Genomic DNA, 20142 nt, shown 5'->3' with positions numbered 1-20142 from the left:
CCAGCACTATCCTTTTATACCTTAAAAATACGTATCAATTGGCTTTGAAGATTTTAGATGACTTTGACACTGGTAAATCATAATCTGATGCAATGAAAAAGACATGGGTTTTTAGTATTCCTTTAATCGTCATCGTTTGCCTGGTTGTGGCAAGTTATGTTCAGTTTCATACGGGAAAACCTGAGCAACTTCTGCTTCATATATCTGCACCCGACGTATCCCTTTCAGGCGTTTGCCCCCCATTCTTTTTGCTAACGGAGGAAGGCGATACGATCAATCCCAAGACGGGAAAGAACTCCGATAAGCCTTACTCCCCGAAACAGACCTGCGGGAAATGCCACGATTATGACCTGATCACGCAGGGTTTCCATTTTCAGCAGGGAAAGGATGAGCAGCCCACCGAAATGCTGAAAGAAAGGGTGCAGTGGGCCTCCTCGCCGGGCAACTACGGGGGTTCATGGTGCTCCCCTGCTCCGCTTTACAATTATTTGTCAGCCAAAACCAATGAACATACCACCTTCCTGGACATGACCTCGTACGATTTTGTAATGTTATGCGGCGTGTGCCACCCGGGCGGCGGTCCCCTGGAATATGACCGAGACAACCTGCGCTATGACCTGGCAATGATCAACCCTGAAAAGAAGTTCGAATCCGGTGGCACCAATGACCTGGACGGGGATTATTACAAGGCCAGATGGGAGGAAAGCGGGGTCATCGAAGCCGACTGTTTTCTCTGCCATTTGCCGGAATATGATAACACAGAACGTGTCCGGCAGATCACCAGCCTCAATTACCGGTATGCAGCACTGGCTGGTTCGGGTTTTGGCATTGTTACAGGCTCGGTGGCAGCCGGTCAGCCGGTAGCGGTGTCGTACCACCAGGAGATGTTCAATGCCAATGGAACGGTTGAACCACATATCGTAAAAGAACCGCGCACCGAAACGTGCCTGTGGTGCCATGCAAAGCCGGGTTACAAGAAACGCGGTGCCAATTTCATGGATCGCACGGATGTGCACCTGCGAGCGGGAATGAAATGCGTTGACTGCCACCCCGCCGGCAGCATGGCCGAGGATGAGCGGATAAAAGGAAAGGAGGTCCATCAGTTTGGCAAGGGGGACGATCCGGGTGGGCACGTTCGGGACGACCTGGACAATACGCTGCGCGAATGCACTGATTGCCACAACACCGGGTATCTTGGGGCGCCCATTGCAAAACACAGCTGGCTGCCTCCGCTCCATCTCGACAAAATGGCCTGCCAGGCCTGCCATATTCCGGAACGTACGGTAAAATCGGCTCATTATGTAGCGAGCGATGTGTTCAACCCTGGTACAAAAATCCCAAGCAAGGGCAAATACCTGTGGACCTTTTACGGACCTGATATGAACTACTGGAACCACTATGGTGACCTCGAAATGATGGGCTATGAGGATAAACCGACTTTCACCTTCAAGCCGGAACTGGTCAGGTATCAGGGTAAAATTTATCCAATGAACCGCGTCCATTCTTCCTGGCCGGGCATCCTTATTGAAGGTAAAGGGGGGCTTATGCAACCCCGAATGAGCGATGTATATAAAATGTGGGACGCCCACCGCAAGGATGCTTACAACTATCCTGAATTGTCCAGGATAACGGATGATTCAGGGGATGGTGTGGTTGAGGTGAACAGGCCCGAAGAAATTGATGCACTGATCACATCCGTTTCAGAGATGCTGAAAAGCATTAAATATCCTTTGGAAGGCAAGCGTGTGGTCTGGGTCATGAACAACAGGGTGTACCGGTCCGGCAACGATTCCTATCTAATGGATATGGAACCCTGGGAAGCTTCACCCTATGGTAACGTACATAAATACAGCCATGATGTGATGCCCGCCAACGCAGCTTACGGTACGAACGGCTGTACGGATTGCCACAGTTACGGCAGCCACTTCTTCACGGCCCAGGTATTACTTACCCCTTTCGATGAGAATGGCAAAATGGTCACACAAGCTCAGTATAATACCCTGGGACTGTCCGCTTTCCGCACGCATCTGGGCATTATACGGGAATCTTTTGCAAAACCAATCCTGTATGTGCTGCTGATCGTTGCGCTCGTCTTACTGTTCATCCATCTCATCCGAACGTACGCAAAAGATCACCTTACTGAATTTTGGATGAACATAACCAGCCTGATCATGGCGGTGGGACTGGCGATGATGTTCATCCTGATATTCCTCAATAAGGAATTATCCCTTTATATGCTCCCGGAGCGGCTACAGCTCGACGGAAATCATTTTATCGTCGGGCTGTTTATCATTGCCCTGCTGGTATCATTGCTGCTGTTGCGGATAAATCGATCAGAACCTCCCATTAATTACCGGGTTCTTCTCACCAGGGGATTGAATGGCTTCTGCGTCGTTACCCTGCTAATGACTCTGCTTAGTGGATTCATGATGCTGGTCAACCTAAACTGGATCTTTTATTCCTTTTTTGATCTCAGTCTCATTTTAGTGCTGATAGCCATTATTCTGATGGTGATGGAGAGGATGCTAAGCAGAAAGCCCACTGTAAGTCTTCATTACCTTCACCAAGCACCATGAAATTGTCAATTCACAAATCAAAAATTAGCTAAGTATGAGAATCCTGATAGTGTGTACGGGAAACAGTTGCCGCAGCCAGATGGCGGAAGGTTTCCTGAAGTCATTTGACAAAAACCTGCAGGTTTTTTCGGCGGGAACGAACCCGGCACGGAAAGTCAATCCCTTTACCATCACGGTCATGTCGGAGATGTGCATTGATCTGACGGGCAATCATCCAAAAAATGCCGATGAATTTACCTCACTGGAATTTGATTATGTCATTACGGTCTGTGATGGTGCCCGGGAAACCTGTCCCGTGTTTACGGGAAAGGTGGGCAAACGGCTGCACATCGGATTTGAAGATCCGGCAGAGTTTATTGGAACGGCAGAAGAAACCCTGCAGAAATACAGGCAGGTCCGTGATGAGATCCAACGGGATTTCAGGGCATTTTATGATTCAATGACTGCCAAGCAGTTAGATTTTAGCAGAAAGTAACTCCAAACGAAAAAGCCATGCCTTCAAAACCGAGATTGAAATTCCTTGACCGGTACCTGACATTGTGGATATTCCTTGCCATGTTCGCAGGGGTTTTTCTCGGATGGGCCTTCCCTTCAGTTGCCGGATTCTGGAACAGTATGTCGAGCGGTACCACCAATATTCCCATCGCCATCGGATTGATCGTGATGATGTATCCACCCATGGCAAAGGTCAAATACGAAGAGTTGGGCGATGTCTTCAGGAATACCAAAGTTCTTGGATTATCACTGGTTCAGAACTGGATCATCGGCCCGATACTTATGTTCCTTTTGGCAAGAGTCTTTCTGAGGTTCAATGTCGATTACATGTACGGGCTTATCCTGATCGGACTGGCCCGGTGCATTGCCATGGTCATCGTATGGAACGACCTGGCCAAAGGGGACAGGCAGTATGCTGCCGGGCTGGTGGCTTTTAACTCCATTTTCCAGGTGCTGTTCTTTTCCGTTTATGCCTATTTCTTCATTGCCATACTGCCCGGATGGTTCGGGTTGCCGGTGAATGAAGCCGTTTCACAGATCACCATCGGCCAGATCGCAAAAAGTGTTTTTATCTACCTGGGGATCCCGTGCATCACCGGATTCCTGACCCGGTTCATTTTAATGCGGATTAAAAGCAAACAATGGTACGAGACCAACTTTGTACCCAAAATCAGTCCCCTTACCCTCATTGCCCTTTTGTTGACCATCCTGGTCATGTTCTCCCTCAAAGGAGAATACATTGTCAGGATCCCGCTGGATGTTGTCCGGATTGCCATCCCGCTGGTCATTTATTTTGTGGTGATGTTCCTTGTTTCCTTCTATATGAGCAGGAAAGCGGGGGCCACGTATGAGCAATCCACCACCCTGTCGTTCACGGCAGCCAGCAATAACTTTGAACTGGCCATTGCGGTGGCCATCGCGGTATTCGGGATCAACTCGGGTGAAGCCTTTGCAGCAGTTATTGGTCCCCTGGTGGAGGTGCCTGTTATGATTGCGCTGGTGAATGTGGCCTTCTGGTTCCGGAAGGCCTATTTTAAGATGGCACCCTGAATTTTTCTTCCGAATTAAAAAAAAAATAATTAGTGAGCAAATGTTCGTTATATTTGTAGCGAACTATTGCTCATTAAGTCATGTCACCAAGGCTCAAACGCATAAGAAAAGTAGTAAATCCCCCGATAATCAAGGGCTTTAAACCCTATGGCCCTGAAACGGGTAACAGGAAGCCTGAGCCGGTTTACCTGTTATATGAGGAGTACGAAGCGTTACGATTGTGTGACTATGATGGAGACAATCATCATCATGCTTCACTTGTCATGGGAATTTCCCGCCCGACCTACACACGGATCTATGCATCGGCACGCGAAAAAATTGCCAGGGCATTTGTTGAGGGAAGGCCGATCACCATTGAAGGAGGAAAGGTCTATTTTGATAGTGATTGGTACCAGTGTAATCAGTGCTGCTGCCATTTCAATCATCCTGAACGAATGACAAAAGTGGAGCGCTGTCCCCTGTGCGGCAGCCGGGAGTTTGCAGGTTATGAATGGGAGGAACCTTTGATGGATGCTGACCCGGACCAGGGTTGGGATCATTGCATCTGTCCCGGATGCGGACATCTGCAGGAGCATATTCCGGGGATGCCCTGCAACCAGCAGATTTGTCCGAAGTGTGGCGCGCCGATGAAAAGAAATAGCGCCCAGAATTGCAGAACCTATAAACACGAATAATATGAAAGTTGCCATCACATCACAGGGAAATTCCCTGGATTCATTCATTGATCAGCGGTTTGGCCGCTGCGCTTACTTTGTTGTTTACGATACGGAAACCAAGGCCATGGAATTCATTCCAAACCCCAACCTTGAGGTGGAAAATGGAGCGGGGCCGGCATCCGTTCAGCTCATTGCATCACGCAATGTCAGTAAGGTCATCTCAGGAGAGTTTGGAATGAAAATCAAACCATTGCTGGACAGCCTGAAAATACAGATGATCGTTATGAAAGATCCGGGAAAAACCATCGATGGGATCATCGAAATGTTAAATCATTAAAAAGGAGGTTATTATGCCAGGTTTTGATCGTACAGGTCCTGAAGGGCAGGGTCCCATGTCAGGCCGCAAAATGGGCCGTTGCACGAATTATGGCAAGGGCCGGAAAAAACAAACCACATCCGACGACGAAATCAAAAAGGATGAAGATCTTCCTGAAAATCCTGCAGGAAAAGGGTTGGGACAGGGACGCGGAAAGGGTGGAAGAGGACGCGGTATGGGAAGACAGAATCGTTCCAGGGGCGGAAATTAATGGATTAAAAAAACGAATGATATGAATAAACGAATAGCCATTCCATTGGAAAGTGGGGTGTTATGCGCCCATTTCGGACATTGTGAAACATTTGCGATCGTGAATGTTGAAAACGATAGCATAACGGAAGTGAAGGAGGTCATTCCCCCTGAGCATGTACCGGGTCTCTATCCACGATGGATAGCGCAGTTCGGGGTCACCGATGTCATCGCCGGAGGCATGGGGCAACAGGCGATCATGCTTTTCAATCAGCAGAAGATCAATGCATTCGTAGGTGCCCCCATCAAACCAGCCAGGGAACTTGTTGAGGACTTCCTGGCCAATAAGTTACGCCTGAGTGCCAATTATTGCGATCACGGCCCTCATCACGAACATGGCAATCACGGAGACTAAACTACATCAATACCATGGAAAAAATCAAAATCGGGATCATCATTTGTGATCGCTATCACACATGCGCCGGCGGAAAATGCTTCAGGGCATTTCGCGACCGGGAGGGAGCCTTTTCCATCTATAAGGACCAGGAGGCAGAGATTGCAGCCTATACAACCTGTGGAGGATGCCCCGGTGGAAACATTGAGTATGCACCCGCGGAGATGAAAAAAAACGGGGTGACCCATGTTCATCTCGCCACTGGTTTGCTGGTAGGTTATCCACCCTGTCCCCGCATCGAACATTTTAAAAAATTCATCAACGAAAAATATGGATTAAAGGTCATCTACGGAACCCATCCCATCCCGCAGAAATATTTCCTTACGCACAGCAAGTTGCGCACCTGGGAAAACAAATTCTGGAAGGAGGCCATCCGGGATACGCTGACCGATGAGCAGATGAGACTCAGTTATGACTAATACGGCACACATTAAAATTGCGATTGCCAGCGGGAAAGGGGGTACCGGAAAAACGTTGATCGCGACCAACCTGTTCCATTCCCTTTATAGTAAAGGGGTGCCGGTTACGTTGATTGACTGCGATGCAGAGGAACCCAATGCAAAACTGTTTTTTCAGGGTGACCTGATTAAATCTGTGCCTGTCACCCAGAAAATACCGGTCATCGACACAGACAGGTGCACATTCTGTGGCAGATGCCACGCGTACTGCGTCTACAATGCCATTTTTATCCTGCCTCCCATGAACGTCATCCGGGTCATCGAAGACCTCTGTCACGGCTGTGGAGCCTGCATGGTGGCCTGCCAGGATGAAGCCATCATCGAAAAAGACGTTTCGCTGGGAACCATCACTTGCTATCAGATCAATTCCCTGGCAAGGCTGGTGGAAGGGCGCACGGACATTGGTGTATTTTCGCCGGTTCCCGTAATTAAGGCAGCACTGAAGGAAAGCCGTTCCAATCAAATCACCATTATGGATGCACCTCCCGGCACATCCTGCCCGTTCATTCAAACGGTGGTAAAAGCCGACTTCGTCCTCCTGGTCACTGAACCTACCCCTTTTGGCTTGAGCGACCTGAAACAATCCGTGGAAACCCTTCGGACGATGAACAAAACCTTCGGTGTCATTGTCAACCGTGCTGGGATTGGAAACCGGGACGTATATGATTATCTTCAGCATGAGGACATCCCCCTGCTGCTCGAAATCCCCTATGATGAAAAAATTGCACGTCTTTATTCTTCAGGGAAACTGGTGGCCCAAACGAAGAGTGAATGGCAGGATCAGTTGCTTGATGTGGTGGATCATATAAAAGCACATTATGGAAATAGCGGTCATCAGTGGTAAGGGAGGAACGGGAAAATCAAGCCTGGTTGCTTCTTTTGCAACCCTCAGCGAACGATTGGTGCTGGTCGACTGCGATGTTGACGCGGCCAATCTTTACATCCTGTTCAATCCCCTGCATGAGGAAGTCCGCGAATACGTGGGCAGTCAAAAAGCGGTCATCGACTATGATGTGTGCACCCATTGTGGCCTCTGCCTCCAATACTGTCGCTTCGATGCCATCTCGGTCATCCAGGGGAGCGTTAAAATTTCGGATACGTACTGCGATGGATGCTTCCTATGCTCGCGCATCTGCCCCGAACATGCCATTACCATGGTTAAAAACGATCAAAGCCGTATGTATGCCGGAGAGTTCCGAAATGGCATCATGGTCTACGGACGGCTGGCTCCCGGTGAGGAAAACTCGGGTAAAATGGTAAACGAGCTACGCGACCGGGCAAAACAGGCAGCCAAACACCATTCGATCGAAACCATTCTGCTTGACGGACCGCCCGGAATCGGTTGCCCGGTCATTTCCACGATAACCGGAGTGGATGCGGTAGTAATTGTCACCGAACCAACCCTTTCGGCACTGCACGACCTGGAACGGACGCTGGGCATCGCCGGAAAATTCAAGCTGAGGGCCTGGGTGGTGATCAATAAATACGACATAAATCCGGATATTTGTACCAGGATCAACCAGTATTGCAAAAGCAAAAAGGTGGTGGTAGCAGGGAACCTCCCCTTTGATCCACAGGTAGTTGATGCCATGGTAAATTGTAAAAGCATGATCGAATGGGCCCCTGACTCTGTTGTAAGCCGGGAAATCAGAAATATATGGAAAGTGATTCATTCATAGTTCAGGTTATCGTTTCATCACAGTATAAAAGATAGGATCTGTGCAAGCCAGTATGTCCCCATAAGGAAACATACTGGCTTGCACCTCCTAAGGAAAACAAAACTCAAACCTGAACAGAACAAATACGATTCGGGAACAAAAATTCAGAATTATTAATACCATTAATTAAAAAATAAAATGAAAAAAGGTGCTTTTACATTATTGATCACTCCCTTTAAAAGTGATTATTCCATCGACGAAAAAACCCTTCGTCAGCTCGTGCAGCGGCAAGTCAATTCGGATATCGATGGCATTGCTCCGCTGGGCGTCACAGGAGAAAATCCCCTGCTGACTGACGATGAGGTTAAACAGGTACTGAAAATTGTTGTGGAGGAAGTCAATGGAAAAATACCGGTCATGCCGGATATCAGTCTTCCTGGAACCCGCCAATCCATCGATCGGGCAAAAATGTATGCAGATACAGGTGCGGATTATGCAGTTGCTTATTCCCCGTTTCTCGTATTGCCCACAGCCTATGCGCTGCTTAAGTATTTCGAACAACTGGCAGATGCCTCACCCATCCCTGTTATTTTACATAATTCAAAAAATCGCACAGGCGTGGAACTTACTCCTGAAATGACAGCGCAGCTTGCCAAACATCCCAATATCGTAGGAACAAAGGATGGGAATAAGATGATCGATCATCTGGCCAAGATTGTATATCTGACCCGAAATGACGATTTTCTGGTATTCACAGGCAAAGATACCACTGCCTACCCGCTGGTCGCCTTTGGGGGAGCTGGCAGCTTTTCTGTCGCCGGTAATATTGTTCCTGATGTCATGGCCCAAATGATCCACCATGCGCTGGAGGGGAACCATGAAAAGGCAACAGAGCTCCATACGGAGTATTATCCTTTGTTTGAGGCCTGCAGGTTTGAAACCAATCCGATGGGGGCAAAAAAAGCATTGGAGCTCATGGGACTCATCGGCGGAGCCTTACGTCCCCCGATGACTGGCTTAAATGAATCCAATACGGTAATCATGGCTTCTATTTTGAAAGAAAAAGGCCTCATATGAGGCGACAGCCGGTTTTATATTGCATCACTCTTATTACAGATTATTAATTAACGATACTGTTTATGAAGACAAAAGACAAAGGGTTCAATACCAAACTAATTCATGCCGGGGCATTTGAAGATGAATTCGGTAGTGCCACCGTACCCATTTACCAGACATCAACCTTTCAATTTAAAAATGCCCAGCACGGGGCCGATTGTTTTTCGGGAAAAAGCGATGGTTATATCTATACACGGATTGCCAATCCCACGATCCGGGCTTTTGAACGTAACATCGCCGAACTGGAGAACGGCTATGACGGCATTGCCACCAGCTCGGGAATGGGAGCCATTAATTGCGTCTTTATGGCCCTGCTCGGAGCCGGAAGCCATATTGTCAGCACCGGTGCCGTTTACGGTCCGGTCAGAGGTGTTCTGGAAAAGGACTATTCGCGCTTTGGTGTTGAAATGACCTTTATCAACACATCGAACCTGGATCTTATAAAAGCAGCCATAAAACCCAATACCAGGGTGCTCTATATCGAAACCCCTGCCAATCCCACGATGGATATCACCGACATTGCAGCCTGTTCCAGGATAGCCAGGGAACACCGGTTGATCCTGGTCGTGGATAACACGTTCAGCTCCCCTTACCTGCAAAAACCCCTCGAACTTGGTGCCGACATCGTGCTGCATTCCATTACCAAGTTCATCAATGGTCACGCGGACATTGTTGGCGGGGTCGTCGTTGCCGGGGACCAGGCGCTCTATGAAAAGATCCGCCATTCGATGGTTTACCTGGGTTGTAACATGGATCCCACGCAGGCGTTCATGGTGTTGCGCGGTGTGAAGACCCTGGGTATCCGCATCGACCGGGCCCAGGAGAATGCCATCAAGGTTGCTGAATTCCTGCAATCGCATCCGAAAGTCGCCTGGATCAATTACCCAGGTCTTTCCTCCCACCCTCAGCATGAACTGGCGCTGAAACAGATGAAAGGACCTGGCTCCATGATGAGCTTCGGACTGAAAGGAGGATATGAGGCCGGAAGAAAACTGATGGACAACGTACATCTGGCCCTGCTGGCCGTCTCGCTGGGCGGGGTGGAAACACTCATCCAGCATCCGGCATCCATGACACACGCAGGCGTCAGCAGGGAAAATAAAATTGCCGCCGGCATTACAGATGACCTGGTCAGGTTGTCGGTTGGCATTGAAGACATGAAAGATATTATTGACGACCTGGAAAAAGGACTGGTAAACGTTTAGAATGAATGATTCTGTAAGCTTATGCCTCATTTTTCTTTAATATTCTCCAGTGGCTGGTCTGTTCCAGTTTGCCTTTGCCTCTTGGTCTTTCATTTACAGGGCAATGGACAATGTGTCATTCAGGGTGGCGTTCTGGACAGTGAAACGAAATCCCCCCTCCTTGGTGCTGCCATTCTCCTGAAGTCCAGTGAAAGAGGCACAGTGACCGACCCCTGGGGAAAATTCATTCTGGATGGAATCAAACCTGGCGCATATGTACTGGAGATCAAGCATATGGGTTATTTTGCCCATACTCATAAAATCACGTTGCAGCAGGGGGATACAACCCATCTGGAGATCCTTCTCAAACCGGAGATCAAAACACTCGAAGGCATAGAGGTCAGAGGACTTTATGATGACCCTTCTTCTATGAAGGTACCCTATGTCCGGTCGACAGTCCATCAAAATCAAATCATCCAGTCTTCTGTCACCGACATCGGCACTTACATACGCAGTGTTCCAAATGTTTCCGGCATACGCAAGGGTGGCTCGACCGTTGATCCGGTTATCCGTGGATTTAAATACAGCCAGCTGAACGTTCAGGTTGACGATGGCCAGAAAATAGAAGGCGGTTGCCCCAACCGAATGGATCCGGCGGCCTCCCATATTGATCTTGAGGACCTTCGGAGCCTGGAGATCCTGAAAGGGCCGTATGCCTTCCGCTATGGTCCTTCCTTTGGGGGAATCATCAACCTCAGGACGCATAAACCCGGCTTCAGTGAACGGTTTTCCATTGACGGATCTGCTTTGATCGGATATACGAGTAATCCGTCCGGGGCAAGAGAGCACCTGATCCTGAATGGCGCCAACCGGCTGGTGAATTTCAGCCTGTCGGGAAATAACAAGCAAAATGGAGATTATGTGGACGGAAACGGGAACCGGGTGAAGGCAGAAAGCAAAAAATACAATGTTAAGGGGCAATTCGGCATCACACCGGGAAAACAACATAAATTGCTGTTTTCTTACCTCTACTCTATGGGACAGGATGTTGCCTTCCCGGCATTACCGATGGATATGCGGGAAGATAAAACAAAGCTGATGTCGCTGGATTATACCTGGGATCATCCTTCAGAACTGGCCTTGCCTGTAAAGGTAAAACTTTACCGTTCGGATGTGAAGCATACCATGGACAATAAGGACAGGCCCAATTCAGATACCGTAGTGGCAGTGACCATCGTCCAGGCTTTTAATACCGGTGGCAGGCTGGAAGGAGGTTTTAACAACGGAAACTATAATCTGCTGATGGGCGTTGACTTTGAGCATATCACCAAAGACGGTGACCGCGTCAAAACCCTCATCATGCAACCGACCATGCCATCCCATACGGAACAGATATGGAACAATGCGGTCATCGCCAATCTGGGATTCTTTGCTGAGTTTCGCAAATCCCTCACACCATTTGATGTCATAGCATCAGCACGTCTTGATTTGAACCAGGCCAATTCCGACGATATCACGTTTGAGAAAATGGGTACGGTCATTTATTTTAACGACAATAATGAATCAAAATACGTTAATTTCAGTGCCAGTGGCGGATTTGAGTGCTGGATAAATCCAACCCTTTCCCTTAGCCTTACACTGGGAAGGGGGATCAGAAGTCCTGACATGACCGAGCGGTTCATCACCCTCTTGCCTGTAGGGTACGACAATTACGACTACCTTGGCAATCCATCGCTGAAACCGGAAGCCAATAACCAGGTTGATCTCACAGCCCGGTTCAAGGATCCGAACATCGGAAATTTTGAAGTCAACGGATTTTATTCCCTGGTGACCGATTATATTACGGGGAAGATTGTCCCGCCGGTTGAACAAAAACCGGCTACCAGCGGCGTGATCGGTGTCAAGAAGTTCTATAATGCCGATAGGGCCCGTTTCAGAGGCTTTGAACTCACTTATGCGTCCACACCTTCCAGTGAATGGTATATTCATTTTATCGCAGCCTATACCCGTGCCACCATTAACGAGGCAGTTCGGCATATCATCAGTGATCAGGGGGAGGTTTCCGGCACAGAGACCATAAACAATGATCCATTATCCGAGATTCCTCCTTTTGAATCCACCCTTGTTATTGGATATAAATTCTTACAGGGGAGGCTGTTACCAAAAATAAAAGGCCGGATCGCAGCCCATCAGAACCATGTTTCAAAGGCATTTTATGAGCAGACCACTCCTGGCTTTTTCGTTGCAGGATTCTCCTGCTCCTATTATCATAATGCTCATTTTACCATCACAGGCGGTGTCGATAATATTTTCGATAAGGCCTATTATGAGCATTTGAGCCGAAGAATTATCGGCAACACCTATGACCTTTATGAACCGGGGAGAAACTTTTATGTAAATTTAATATTCAGTATATAGTATTGATGACTTATGATGAATTTAATTCGCCATCTGCTGGTGTTATCCATACTGGCGATCATTCCGCTGATCTCATGCAACAAGGCCATACAGGAAGTCACGATCACTTACAGCATCACTGATTCCGATTCCGGATTTGATGTGCGTTATCGAAATGATGAGGGGAATGTGGTTTTCGAAAAAGTTTCAACGGATAGTGAATCAGATGTCTGGAAGTATACATTTGAGGCGGATCCGGGAGAGATCCTTTTTATTTCAGCCAATTATTATGACGTAAATTCGAAAATCAAGGTACGGATCATGTTGGATGGCAAAATCTTCAGGGAAGCTTCAAGCCGGTATGATACCTCGAATTTTGTGGTCGTGTCGGGGACGGTGCCGTACTAGAGAGGAGAGAGGAGAAAGGAGAGAGGAGAGAGGAGAGAGGAGAGAGGAGAAAGGAGAGAGGAGAAAGGCATAATGATTATGAAAAGGAAACGTTAGATGAGTATGAGGAATCTTTTTATCGTGATGGTATGGGTAGTGGTTTCCATGATGTGGGCTTGTGGCGGCGATGAACCTGAGCCGGAGCCCACGGACCATGGCAAGATCATAGTTACATTCCATCACCAGGTTGCCGGCGAGCTGCTTGTCATTGACACCATGATCTACACAAACGCTGCGGGCAATCACTACCTGATCACCGAGGTTCAGTATTTCATTTCCGATGTGATCTTCCATCAGTCCGATGGTTCTCATTTTCTGATCGATGACTGGGAAGACATGCATTATGTGGATCATGATCTTCCTTCGACCATGACGTGGGAGGTTTTCGACAAGATCCCACCGGGTTCTTACGATTCCATATCCTTTATGTTTGGAATCAGCCCTGAAAAAAATATTTCCCTGATGTTTGTAAATCCTCCCGAAAGGGACATGTTCTGGCCGGATGTGCTGGGGGGAGGCTATCATTATCTGAAACTAAACGGGAAATGGCTTAACGACGGTATGGCACAAAACGTCCCGTTCGAATTTCACCTGGGTATCGGACAGATCTATTCCGGGGATACAATCAATGTGAACGACATTACCGGATTTGTGCACAATAATTTCCGGGTGACATTGCCCGGATCCTCCTTTCAGATGGCAGCCGGAGATACGCTGCATGCAGCCGTCAGCATGAACATTGAGCATTGGTTCACTGATCCCCATCCCATCGACCTTTCTACGTTCCCTTTTAATATCATGCAATGCCAGGAATGCATGCGGATAGGATGTGAGAACGGAAAGGAAGGAGTGTTCACGATTTTAATATCAAAGAGCAAAACTCAAAAATCAAATGTGAAAATTAACTTTTGAGTTTTGCTTTTTGCTCTTTGCTCTTTGATTTTAGTGTATGAATCGACTGCTTTCTATATTTCTTTTTATTGTTAGTTGCCAGTTGTTCCTGGTATCGTGCCAGCGTGAGGAGGAGGTAGACTATCAACCCACCCCCTATTTCTTCGACATCCCGATGTTTTATCCCACAAAATTGAATATCCCCGATGACAATCCCATGACGGTGGAAGGGATCGAGCTGGGCAGATACCTGTTCTACGACGGCCGCATGTCAGGACGGACCGATCCGGATTCGATGATGAGCTGTGCAACCTGCCATCTTCAGTCCAACTCGTTCGAGTGTGGCATCGATCACCCGAAGTATACCGGTGGAACGACATTCGGATTATCAGGAAAGCAGACACCCCATTATATGCTTCCCTTGATCAACCTGGTATGGAACGATAACGGATATTTATGGAACGGGCTGATTTCGAAGGAAAACCCGTCCCCCTTGCAACAGAACCTGGAAGCACTGGTCTGGATGGGGATTGTGGCTCCCCATGAGATGGCGGGCGACACCAACCGCACCAAAGCACTGATCCGGAGCGTGAAGGGATATCCGGAGCTTTTCGCAAAAGCATTCGGCTCAGAAGATGTGACGGTAGACCGTATGAGCAAGGCCATTGCTCAATTCATCCGCACGTTCGTATCGAAAGATTGCAAGTTTGATCGCTATATGAGGGGAGAGGAGCAGCTGACCGAATCTGAATTATCGGGTTATATTCTCTTTACTACGGAAGAAGGGGCTGACTGTTTTCACTGCCACGGCGGCTTTGGCAATCCCCTGTGGACAACGAATCTTTACTACAATAACGGCAAGGATTCCCTTTTCACGGGCGAATTTGAGGATCCGCGCGACCGGTATCACATCACCGGTAATCTATCCGACCTGGGCGCCTACAAAGCGCCCACGCTCCGCAATATTGCCCTGACAGCACCCTATATGCATGATGGCCGTTATAAGACGCTTGACGAGGTCATCGATTTTTACTCGCACTATCTTGTCTGGTCACCTAACATTGACCCGCTGATGCATCATATCGCACGGGGAGGGGTGCAACTTACCCCCAAAGAGAAAGCGGACCTGAAGTCCTTCCTGATGACACTGACCGATACGGTTTTCATACACAATCCGGCCTTTTCCGACCCAAATGGACCATAAAAATACCCCTAGTGGAAATGCTTCGATCCCAACCTGTACTCGATAATCTTAAAAAAAATAAAACAAATGAATATCTGGCTTGAGGTTACCAGTTTGATTATACCCGGAATTAATGACGATTTGAAAGAAATTAGAGATATGGCAAATTTTGTAGCTGTTGAACTGGGGGCGGATGTACCCTGGCATATCAGCAGTTTTTTCTCCGCCTATAAAATGAAGGAAGTACCTGCAACACCATTAAAAACCTTACGGGCAGCTAAGGAAACTGGCATAGAAGCCGGCCTTAATTATGTTTATACCGGGAATACTGCAAATACGGGTGATATGTGTGCATATGGTGAAAATTATGCCTGCCCTTATATTGATCCGGGAAACTGGCTCGACGTACCGGTGCGTGCCGGCGAGAAAAACTATATAATTGGGAAATAGTAATTTAGCATAAAAAAAGACTATTGCCAAAGAATTCGATATTTACAATATTAACCATTTATTAAAAGGATTCAGATTATGGAAAAATATTTAGTTGCATCATCAGGTGATACATTGGATTCAAAAGTATCAGGCAGATTCGGTCATTCAGGATATTTCCTGATAATAGATCCGCAGACTATGGAATTTGAAGCTTTCTCAGGGGTTGGTAAAGATGAAGATCAAAACGTCGGAAAATTTATTACCCCGGATGTAAAAAAGGTTATTGTCGGCAATATCGGCCCGTCATCATATAACGAAATATTATCTTACGGCTGTAAAGTTTACCTGTGCCGTAATATGTCAGTTAACGCGGCAGTAAAAAAAGTTAAGGATGACGAAGTTCCGATATTGATAGAGCCAACCTTAAAAGATGGGATTCATTCAGCACGCAAAGCAGGAGATAGGGATGGGGAACGTGGAATAGGAAGAGGCATGGGCATGGGACAAAAAGATGGCAGAGGAATGGGAAGAAAAATGGGCGGAGGAATGGGCAAAGGAATGGGCAAAGGAATGGGGGGTGGTAAAGGCAGGAGAGGCAGAAGTTGAGAATTGTAGTAATTTGACCTTTAGGATATTTCTATGGTAAAGGATGCTGTTCAAAGCGCCGATGTCATTATCGATGCAATTTTCGGTGCAGGCCTCGATCGAGAGATTAAGGGGATACTCAAGTGCTATTGCAAAAATTAACCAAAGCCAAAAGACTGTATTCAGCAAGGAACACCGTTATCTGAAATTGATACAGGATGTTTTGCCTGAGACGAAAGAAATTAAAGAGATTTTCGGTTTCGTTTATGCATTTCAGCAGGAACATGTTTTTACACGTGTTCCGAGTAATGCTGCGGGTCGACCAGCTCACGGTATTTGAAAACAATTTTTTTAAAGTCGTTCCATGTATCACGTTTTAACGAAGGGTCGCGCAGCAGGGCTGCAGGATGGTAGACCGGCATGGCCAGTCTGTTTTGCCAGTTAAGCCAGTTTCCGCGTTCACGTGTAATTCGATATTCTGGTCCTGCCATATATTTTAATGCCGTAGCGCCAAGTAATATCAGTATTTTCGGATTTATCAGTTCAATCTGTTTTAACAGCCAGGGCATGCAAACAGATGCTTCCTGTTGTGTTGGAACCCTGTTGTCGGGGGGCCGACATTTTACAATATTACTGATAAAAACATGCTCATTACGGGTAAACCCGCAGGCATCCAATATCTTGTCGAGCAACTGTCCCGATTTACCAACGAAGGGCCTTCCCTGCAAATCTTCATCCCTGCCCGGGGCTTCGCCAATGATTAAGATACAGGCATTTGTATTGCCTTCTCCAAAAATCACATGGTGGCGTGTTTTAGCCAATTCGCATTTTGTGCATTGTAATATTTCTTCTTTAAGCGTTGCTATTTCAGGATTCATATTGATTATGTGTTACATGAAATAAACAAAAATCCCGGTTTTGTCATATAATCTCATAGCTACTAACAGACATTGGGGAATTTAACCGGTTAAGTACCCTTTCCAGTAATATTCCCTGATTTTGGTCATAGCGGTATCCAAACGTTGCCCTAACACCATACGATATAAAATGCACTGCCCTTTCGAGCGCTATGGGCAAACTGTCGCCCTGCAACAATGAACCTGTTAACACACTGGTAAAACAGTCACCGGTGCCGGGAAAATCAGCCGTGATATAATCAATAGGTACTTTCCAGAATCGGGAGTCATTCCTGTTATAAGCAATTACCGAGAATTTTTTGCCGGGAGTTTTATCGGGAACACTTGTAATAACAACTATTTCCGGCCCCATGTCCGATAATTGTAACATCCATTCTTTAATATCTTTCTCACTGATATCGGATTTAAAAGGTTTTCCCAGTAGCAGCGATGATTCGGTTAAATTTGGCGTTATAATATTGGCCTTTTGAATTAAAGACTTCATTTCCGATACCATTTTTTTTTTAATCGGGCCGTACATTTTGCCATTATCTCCAAGAACCGGGTCAATAACAACAAGCTGGCCTTCATTGGTAAATGTATCGATCATTCCCTGAACAATGCGGATTTGTTTATGAGAGCCTAAAAAACCGCTGTAAATGGCGTCAAAAAAAACGTTTAGTTTTTTCCAGTGGTCAATAACAGGCTGCATATGATATGTGAGATCAACAAAGTGATATCCTTCGTACCGGCTGTGTGAGGATAATATGGCAGTAGGCAGCGGGCACACTTTAATTCCCATGGCCGACAAGATAGGGATAACAACTGATAACGAAGTTCGCCCACAACCTGAAAGGTCGTGTATGGCAGCAATTTGTTTTACAGGTGGTTGTGATAGCATTTTATTATTGCTTTATTCCAGCCAGGGATCCATGTCTAAATTCGTTGAACCAAATATATCCCTGTTTTGGTATTCCATTATTTTTTTAAGATGTTCCAAAAGAGCTATCGCTTTTTTATTCTTATTATCTGTCTCTATTATTTTTTGCAAAAAACCAATAGCTTCTCTATATTTTTTCTCGCCGATAAGTTTACTGGTTACCTGAAAGCAATCATCGTTTTTATCGAGATTGTTCATTTTTGAATTGTTACTATTTATAGATTCATTTACTTTTTATAATGTTAGGGCCAATTTGTAGGCATCATAAATAGCATTTTGGGCTTTCCCCACCGATTTGGCATCGCCGATATAATACACAGGTATTTTAAATTCGGGTTTAAACGGGATATAGCTTTCCATACCCGTAGAAACCACAACTGTATCTATATCTTCAAACTGAATATTCTCTCCATTTTTCTCTGCAAAAACGGTTTTCCCTTCTATCTTTTTAATATTAGTATGATCACTGAAAACGGTTCCTTTTTCTTTCATCATTTTTAATGAAAGATTTTTAGCAATCATTTCCATATCTTCCCCAAAATCAGTTGTCCTTTTAACAATAATTACTTTATTGTTTAACGCTATTAAAGCTGTAGCTATATCAACACCAATCAATCCTCCGCCAATAATCAATATTTTTTTATTTTCCGGTATATTTTCTTCCAGCAGAATATCCGCCCAATAATATTTATTTAACCCGGCAATGGATGGGACTTTTGGTTTAGAGCCAGTCGCAAATATCACCCCATCGTACTTGCCCATAATATCTGACTTTATAACCTCCCTATAAATTATATTTATGCCATTATTTTTTAATTCCTCAACGAAATAGGGGACTAAACGCCCCATTGATTTTTTATTGGGAGTCAATGGGGCTAAATTAAACTGTCCTCCCAATTTATTTTTTTCAAAAAGGTCAACATTATGCCCTCTCCTTTTCAAAATTATTGCAGCTTCCATTCCTGATAACCCACCCCCGATTATAGCAAATTGTTTAGCTTGTTTTGTTATTTCAAAAACCTCAGTTTCCCTACCTGCTTCAGGATTTACAAGACATTGAAGTCCCTGCCCTGATTTAACCCCGCCAAGACATCCTTCTGAACATGCAAGACATGGCCTAATGTTTCCACTCTCCAAACCAAAGAATTTGCCAAGGAAATCAGGATCGGCTACCAGTGCACGGCCTAAAGCAATATAATCGGCATGATATTTCTGCTCGAGCAATTGAATATCTTTAATGGTGTTGACCTGCCCCACAAATATTACCGGCATTTTCACTTCTGACTTTATTTTACCTGCCAGTTCCCATGTTCTCCCTTTAGGTACAAACATGTGCTGAAAAAACCAGGGGGGTGTCGAACATGATGAACCGGCTGACACATGAATAGCTTCTATCCCATTTTTTTTAAGGAGTAATGAAAATTGAATCATTTCATCTATATGAAAGCCCTGAGTTATCATTTCATCTCCACTAATCCGGGCAATTAAAGGAATCTCTACAGCTTTTTTCACGGCGTTCAGTACCTCAAGAGGGAACTTCGCCCTGTTTTCGAGAGTGCCATTATAGTTATCAGAACGATTATTTACCGAAGGCGATAAAAATTGTGCAAGCAGATAACCATGCCCGAACTGCAGTTCAATCATATCAAAACCACAATGAACTGCCCGTTGCGTTGCTTCAACAAAGTTGTTAATTACGTTGTCCATCATTTCGCGGTCCATCATTTCCGGCACAGCCCCACCATTTTCACAGGGTTTGTTGGTGGAAGAAATAAAATAATTACCGGATAAATTGGGATTTGCCATTCTTCCCGGATGGTTAAGATGCGCGATTGCTTTAACTCCATTTTTATGAAGTACGTTAACCAACTTAGATAGTCCTGGTATTTTATCGTCATTGTCTATTCCAAGCTGTGTGGGAATCTCACGCAGTCCGGAATCGAGATAGAGTGGCTCCAGGATAATTGCCCCTAAATAGTTGCTTCTTTTTTCATAGAAAAAAAGATGTTTCTCATTTACCAATCCATCTCCATGAGCATACCCCAATTTTAATGGAGCCATTATAAATTTATTTTTCAGGTTTATCATAGTTGTAGAATTTTTACTTCTGTTTTTTCTATTTGTTATCTGTAAGCACTGGTTGCAGAATAAATGTAACA

The 20142-nt window shown here is 45.9% G+C and carries 22 protein-coding genes; 18 read left to right on the top strand and 4 right to left on the bottom strand.

Annotated elements, in window-relative coordinates:
• The first annotated feature begins 92 nt into the window (after window positions 1–92).
• From PKI34_08610 to PKI34_08525, 18 genes are all read left to right on the top strand, one after another.
• On the top strand, window positions 93–2576 hold the full coding sequence (locus tag PKI34_08610) for a multiheme c-type cytochrome (protein ID HNS17868.1): 2484 nt from the start codon (window positions 93–95) through the stop codon (window positions 2574–2576).
• A gap of 34 nt (window positions 2577–2610) precedes the next feature.
• Entirely contained in the window at window positions 2611–3051 is a 441-nt protein-coding gene (locus PKI34_08605; GenBank protein ID HNS17867.1) for an arsenate reductase ArsC, read from the top strand.
• A gap of 17 nt (window positions 3052–3068) precedes the next feature.
• Window positions 3069–4121, top strand: a complete 1053-nt coding sequence (gene arsB / locus PKI34_08600) for an ACR3 family arsenite efflux transporter (GenBank protein HNS17866.1) — start codon at window positions 3069–3071, stop codon at window positions 4119–4121.
• Between the two features lie 80 nt (window positions 4122–4201).
• Window positions 4202–4795 (top strand): DUF134 domain-containing protein, encoded by a 594-nt coding sequence (locus tag PKI34_08595; protein ID HNS17865.1) that lies wholly within the window; start codon window positions 4202–4204, stop codon window positions 4793–4795.
• A gap of 1 nt (window position 4796) precedes the next feature.
• Window positions 4797–5114 carry a NifB/NifX family molybdenum-iron cluster-binding protein gene (locus PKI34_08590; protein HNS17864.1) on the top strand — a complete coding sequence of 106 codons (318 nt, stop codon included), beginning with the start codon at window positions 4797–4799 and terminating at the stop codon, window positions 5112–5114.
• Between the two features lie 13 nt (window positions 5115–5127).
• Window positions 5128–5364: a DUF5320 domain-containing protein gene (locus tag PKI34_08585; protein ID HNS17863.1), complete on the top strand. Its 237-nt coding sequence runs from the start codon at window positions 5128–5130 to the stop codon at window positions 5362–5364.
• A gap of 21 nt (window positions 5365–5385) precedes the next feature.
• Window positions 5386–5757, top strand: coding sequence for a NifB/NifX family molybdenum-iron cluster-binding protein (locus tag PKI34_08580; protein ID HNS17862.1), 372 nt, complete (start codon window positions 5386–5388; stop codon window positions 5755–5757).
• Window positions 5758–5771: 14 nt separating this feature from the next.
• Window positions 5772–6215, top strand: coding sequence for a CGGC domain-containing protein (locus tag PKI34_08575; protein HNS17861.1), 444 nt, complete (start codon window positions 5772–5774; stop codon window positions 6213–6215).
• The gene (locus PKI34_08570; GenBank protein ID HNS17860.1) at window positions 6208–7098 is read left to right on the top strand and encodes an ATP-binding protein; all 891 of its coding nucleotides are present in this window, start codon (window positions 6208–6210) and stop codon (window positions 7096–7098) included. The genes PKI34_08575 and PKI34_08570 overlap by 8 nt, the downstream gene beginning before the upstream one ends.
• Complete coding sequence (locus PKI34_08565; protein ID HNS17859.1) at window positions 7073–7933, top strand: ATP-binding protein; 861 nt, start codon at window positions 7073–7075, stop codon at window positions 7931–7933. The genes PKI34_08570 and PKI34_08565 overlap by 26 nt, the downstream gene beginning before the upstream one ends.
• Before the next feature lie 177 nt (window positions 7934–8110).
• Window positions 8111–8989 (top strand): 4-hydroxy-tetrahydrodipicolinate synthase, encoded by an 879-nt coding sequence (dapA, locus tag PKI34_08560; GenBank protein HNS17858.1) that lies wholly within the window; start codon window positions 8111–8113, stop codon window positions 8987–8989.
• A 62-nt stretch (window positions 8990–9051) separates the two neighbouring features.
• Window positions 9052–10233, top strand: a complete 1182-nt coding sequence (locus PKI34_08555) for an aminotransferase class I/II-fold pyridoxal phosphate-dependent enzyme (GenBank protein HNS17857.1) — start codon at window positions 9052–9054, stop codon at window positions 10231–10233.
• Between the two features lie 81 nt (window positions 10234–10314).
• Complete coding sequence (locus PKI34_08550) at window positions 10315–12630, top strand: TonB-dependent receptor (GenBank protein ID HNS17856.1); 2316 nt, start codon at window positions 10315–10317, stop codon at window positions 12628–12630.
• Between the two features lie 12 nt (window positions 12631–12642).
• A complete protein-coding gene (locus PKI34_08545; GenBank protein ID HNS17855.1) occupies window positions 12643–13017 on the top strand; it encodes a hypothetical protein in 375 nt (124 codons plus the stop codon).
• A 102-nt stretch (window positions 13018–13119) separates the two neighbouring features.
• Window positions 13120–13968, top strand: coding sequence for a hypothetical protein (locus PKI34_08540; GenBank protein HNS17854.1), 849 nt, complete (start codon window positions 13120–13122; stop codon window positions 13966–13968).
• A 37-nt stretch (window positions 13969–14005) separates the two neighbouring features.
• Complete coding sequence (locus PKI34_08535) at window positions 14006–15151, top strand: cytochrome c peroxidase (GenBank protein ID HNS17853.1); 1146 nt, start codon at window positions 14006–14008, stop codon at window positions 15149–15151.
• Window positions 15152–15217: 66 nt separating this feature from the next.
• On the top strand, window positions 15218–15580 hold the full coding sequence (locus tag PKI34_08530) for a DUF1684 domain-containing protein (protein ID HNS17852.1): 363 nt from the start codon (window positions 15218–15220) through the stop codon (window positions 15578–15580).
• A gap of 78 nt (window positions 15581–15658) precedes the next feature.
• A complete protein-coding gene (locus tag PKI34_08525; GenBank protein HNS17851.1) occupies window positions 15659–16168 on the top strand; it encodes a NifB/NifX family molybdenum-iron cluster-binding protein in 510 nt (169 codons plus the stop codon).
• A gap of 269 nt (window positions 16169–16437) precedes the next feature.
• Here PKI34_08525 and PKI34_08520 read toward each other — a convergent pair whose 3' ends face one another.
• From PKI34_08520 to PKI34_08505, 4 genes are read right to left on the bottom strand one after another with little or no spacing between them, the layout of a single operon-like run.
• Window positions 16438–17025: a uracil-DNA glycosylase gene (locus PKI34_08520; GenBank protein ID HNS17850.1), complete on the bottom strand. Its 588-nt coding sequence runs from the start codon at window positions 17023–17025 to the stop codon at window positions 16438–16440.
• A 43-nt stretch (window positions 17026–17068) separates the two neighbouring features.
• Window positions 17069–17944: a pyridoxamine kinase gene (locus tag PKI34_08515; GenBank protein HNS17849.1), complete on the bottom strand. Its 876-nt coding sequence runs from the start codon at window positions 17942–17944 to the stop codon at window positions 17069–17071.
• Window positions 17945–17956: 12 nt separating this feature from the next.
• Window positions 17957–18181, bottom strand: coding sequence for a hypothetical protein (locus tag PKI34_08510; GenBank protein HNS17848.1), 225 nt, complete (start codon window positions 18179–18181; stop codon window positions 17957–17959).
• 36 nt (window positions 18182–18217) lie between these two features.
• On the bottom strand, window positions 18218–20071 hold the full coding sequence (locus PKI34_08505) for an FAD-dependent oxidoreductase (protein ID HNS17847.1): 1854 nt from the start codon (window positions 20069–20071) through the stop codon (window positions 18218–18220).
• Between the last annotated feature and the right edge of the window lie 71 nt (window positions 20072–20142).

It is taken from the genome of Bacteroidales bacterium (assembly GCA_035342335.1).
In the GTDB taxonomy this organism is placed as follows: Bacteria; Bacteroidota; Bacteroidia; order Bacteroidales; family JAGONC01; genus JAGONC01.
This window is presented reverse-complemented; position numbering and strand designations above follow the sequence as displayed.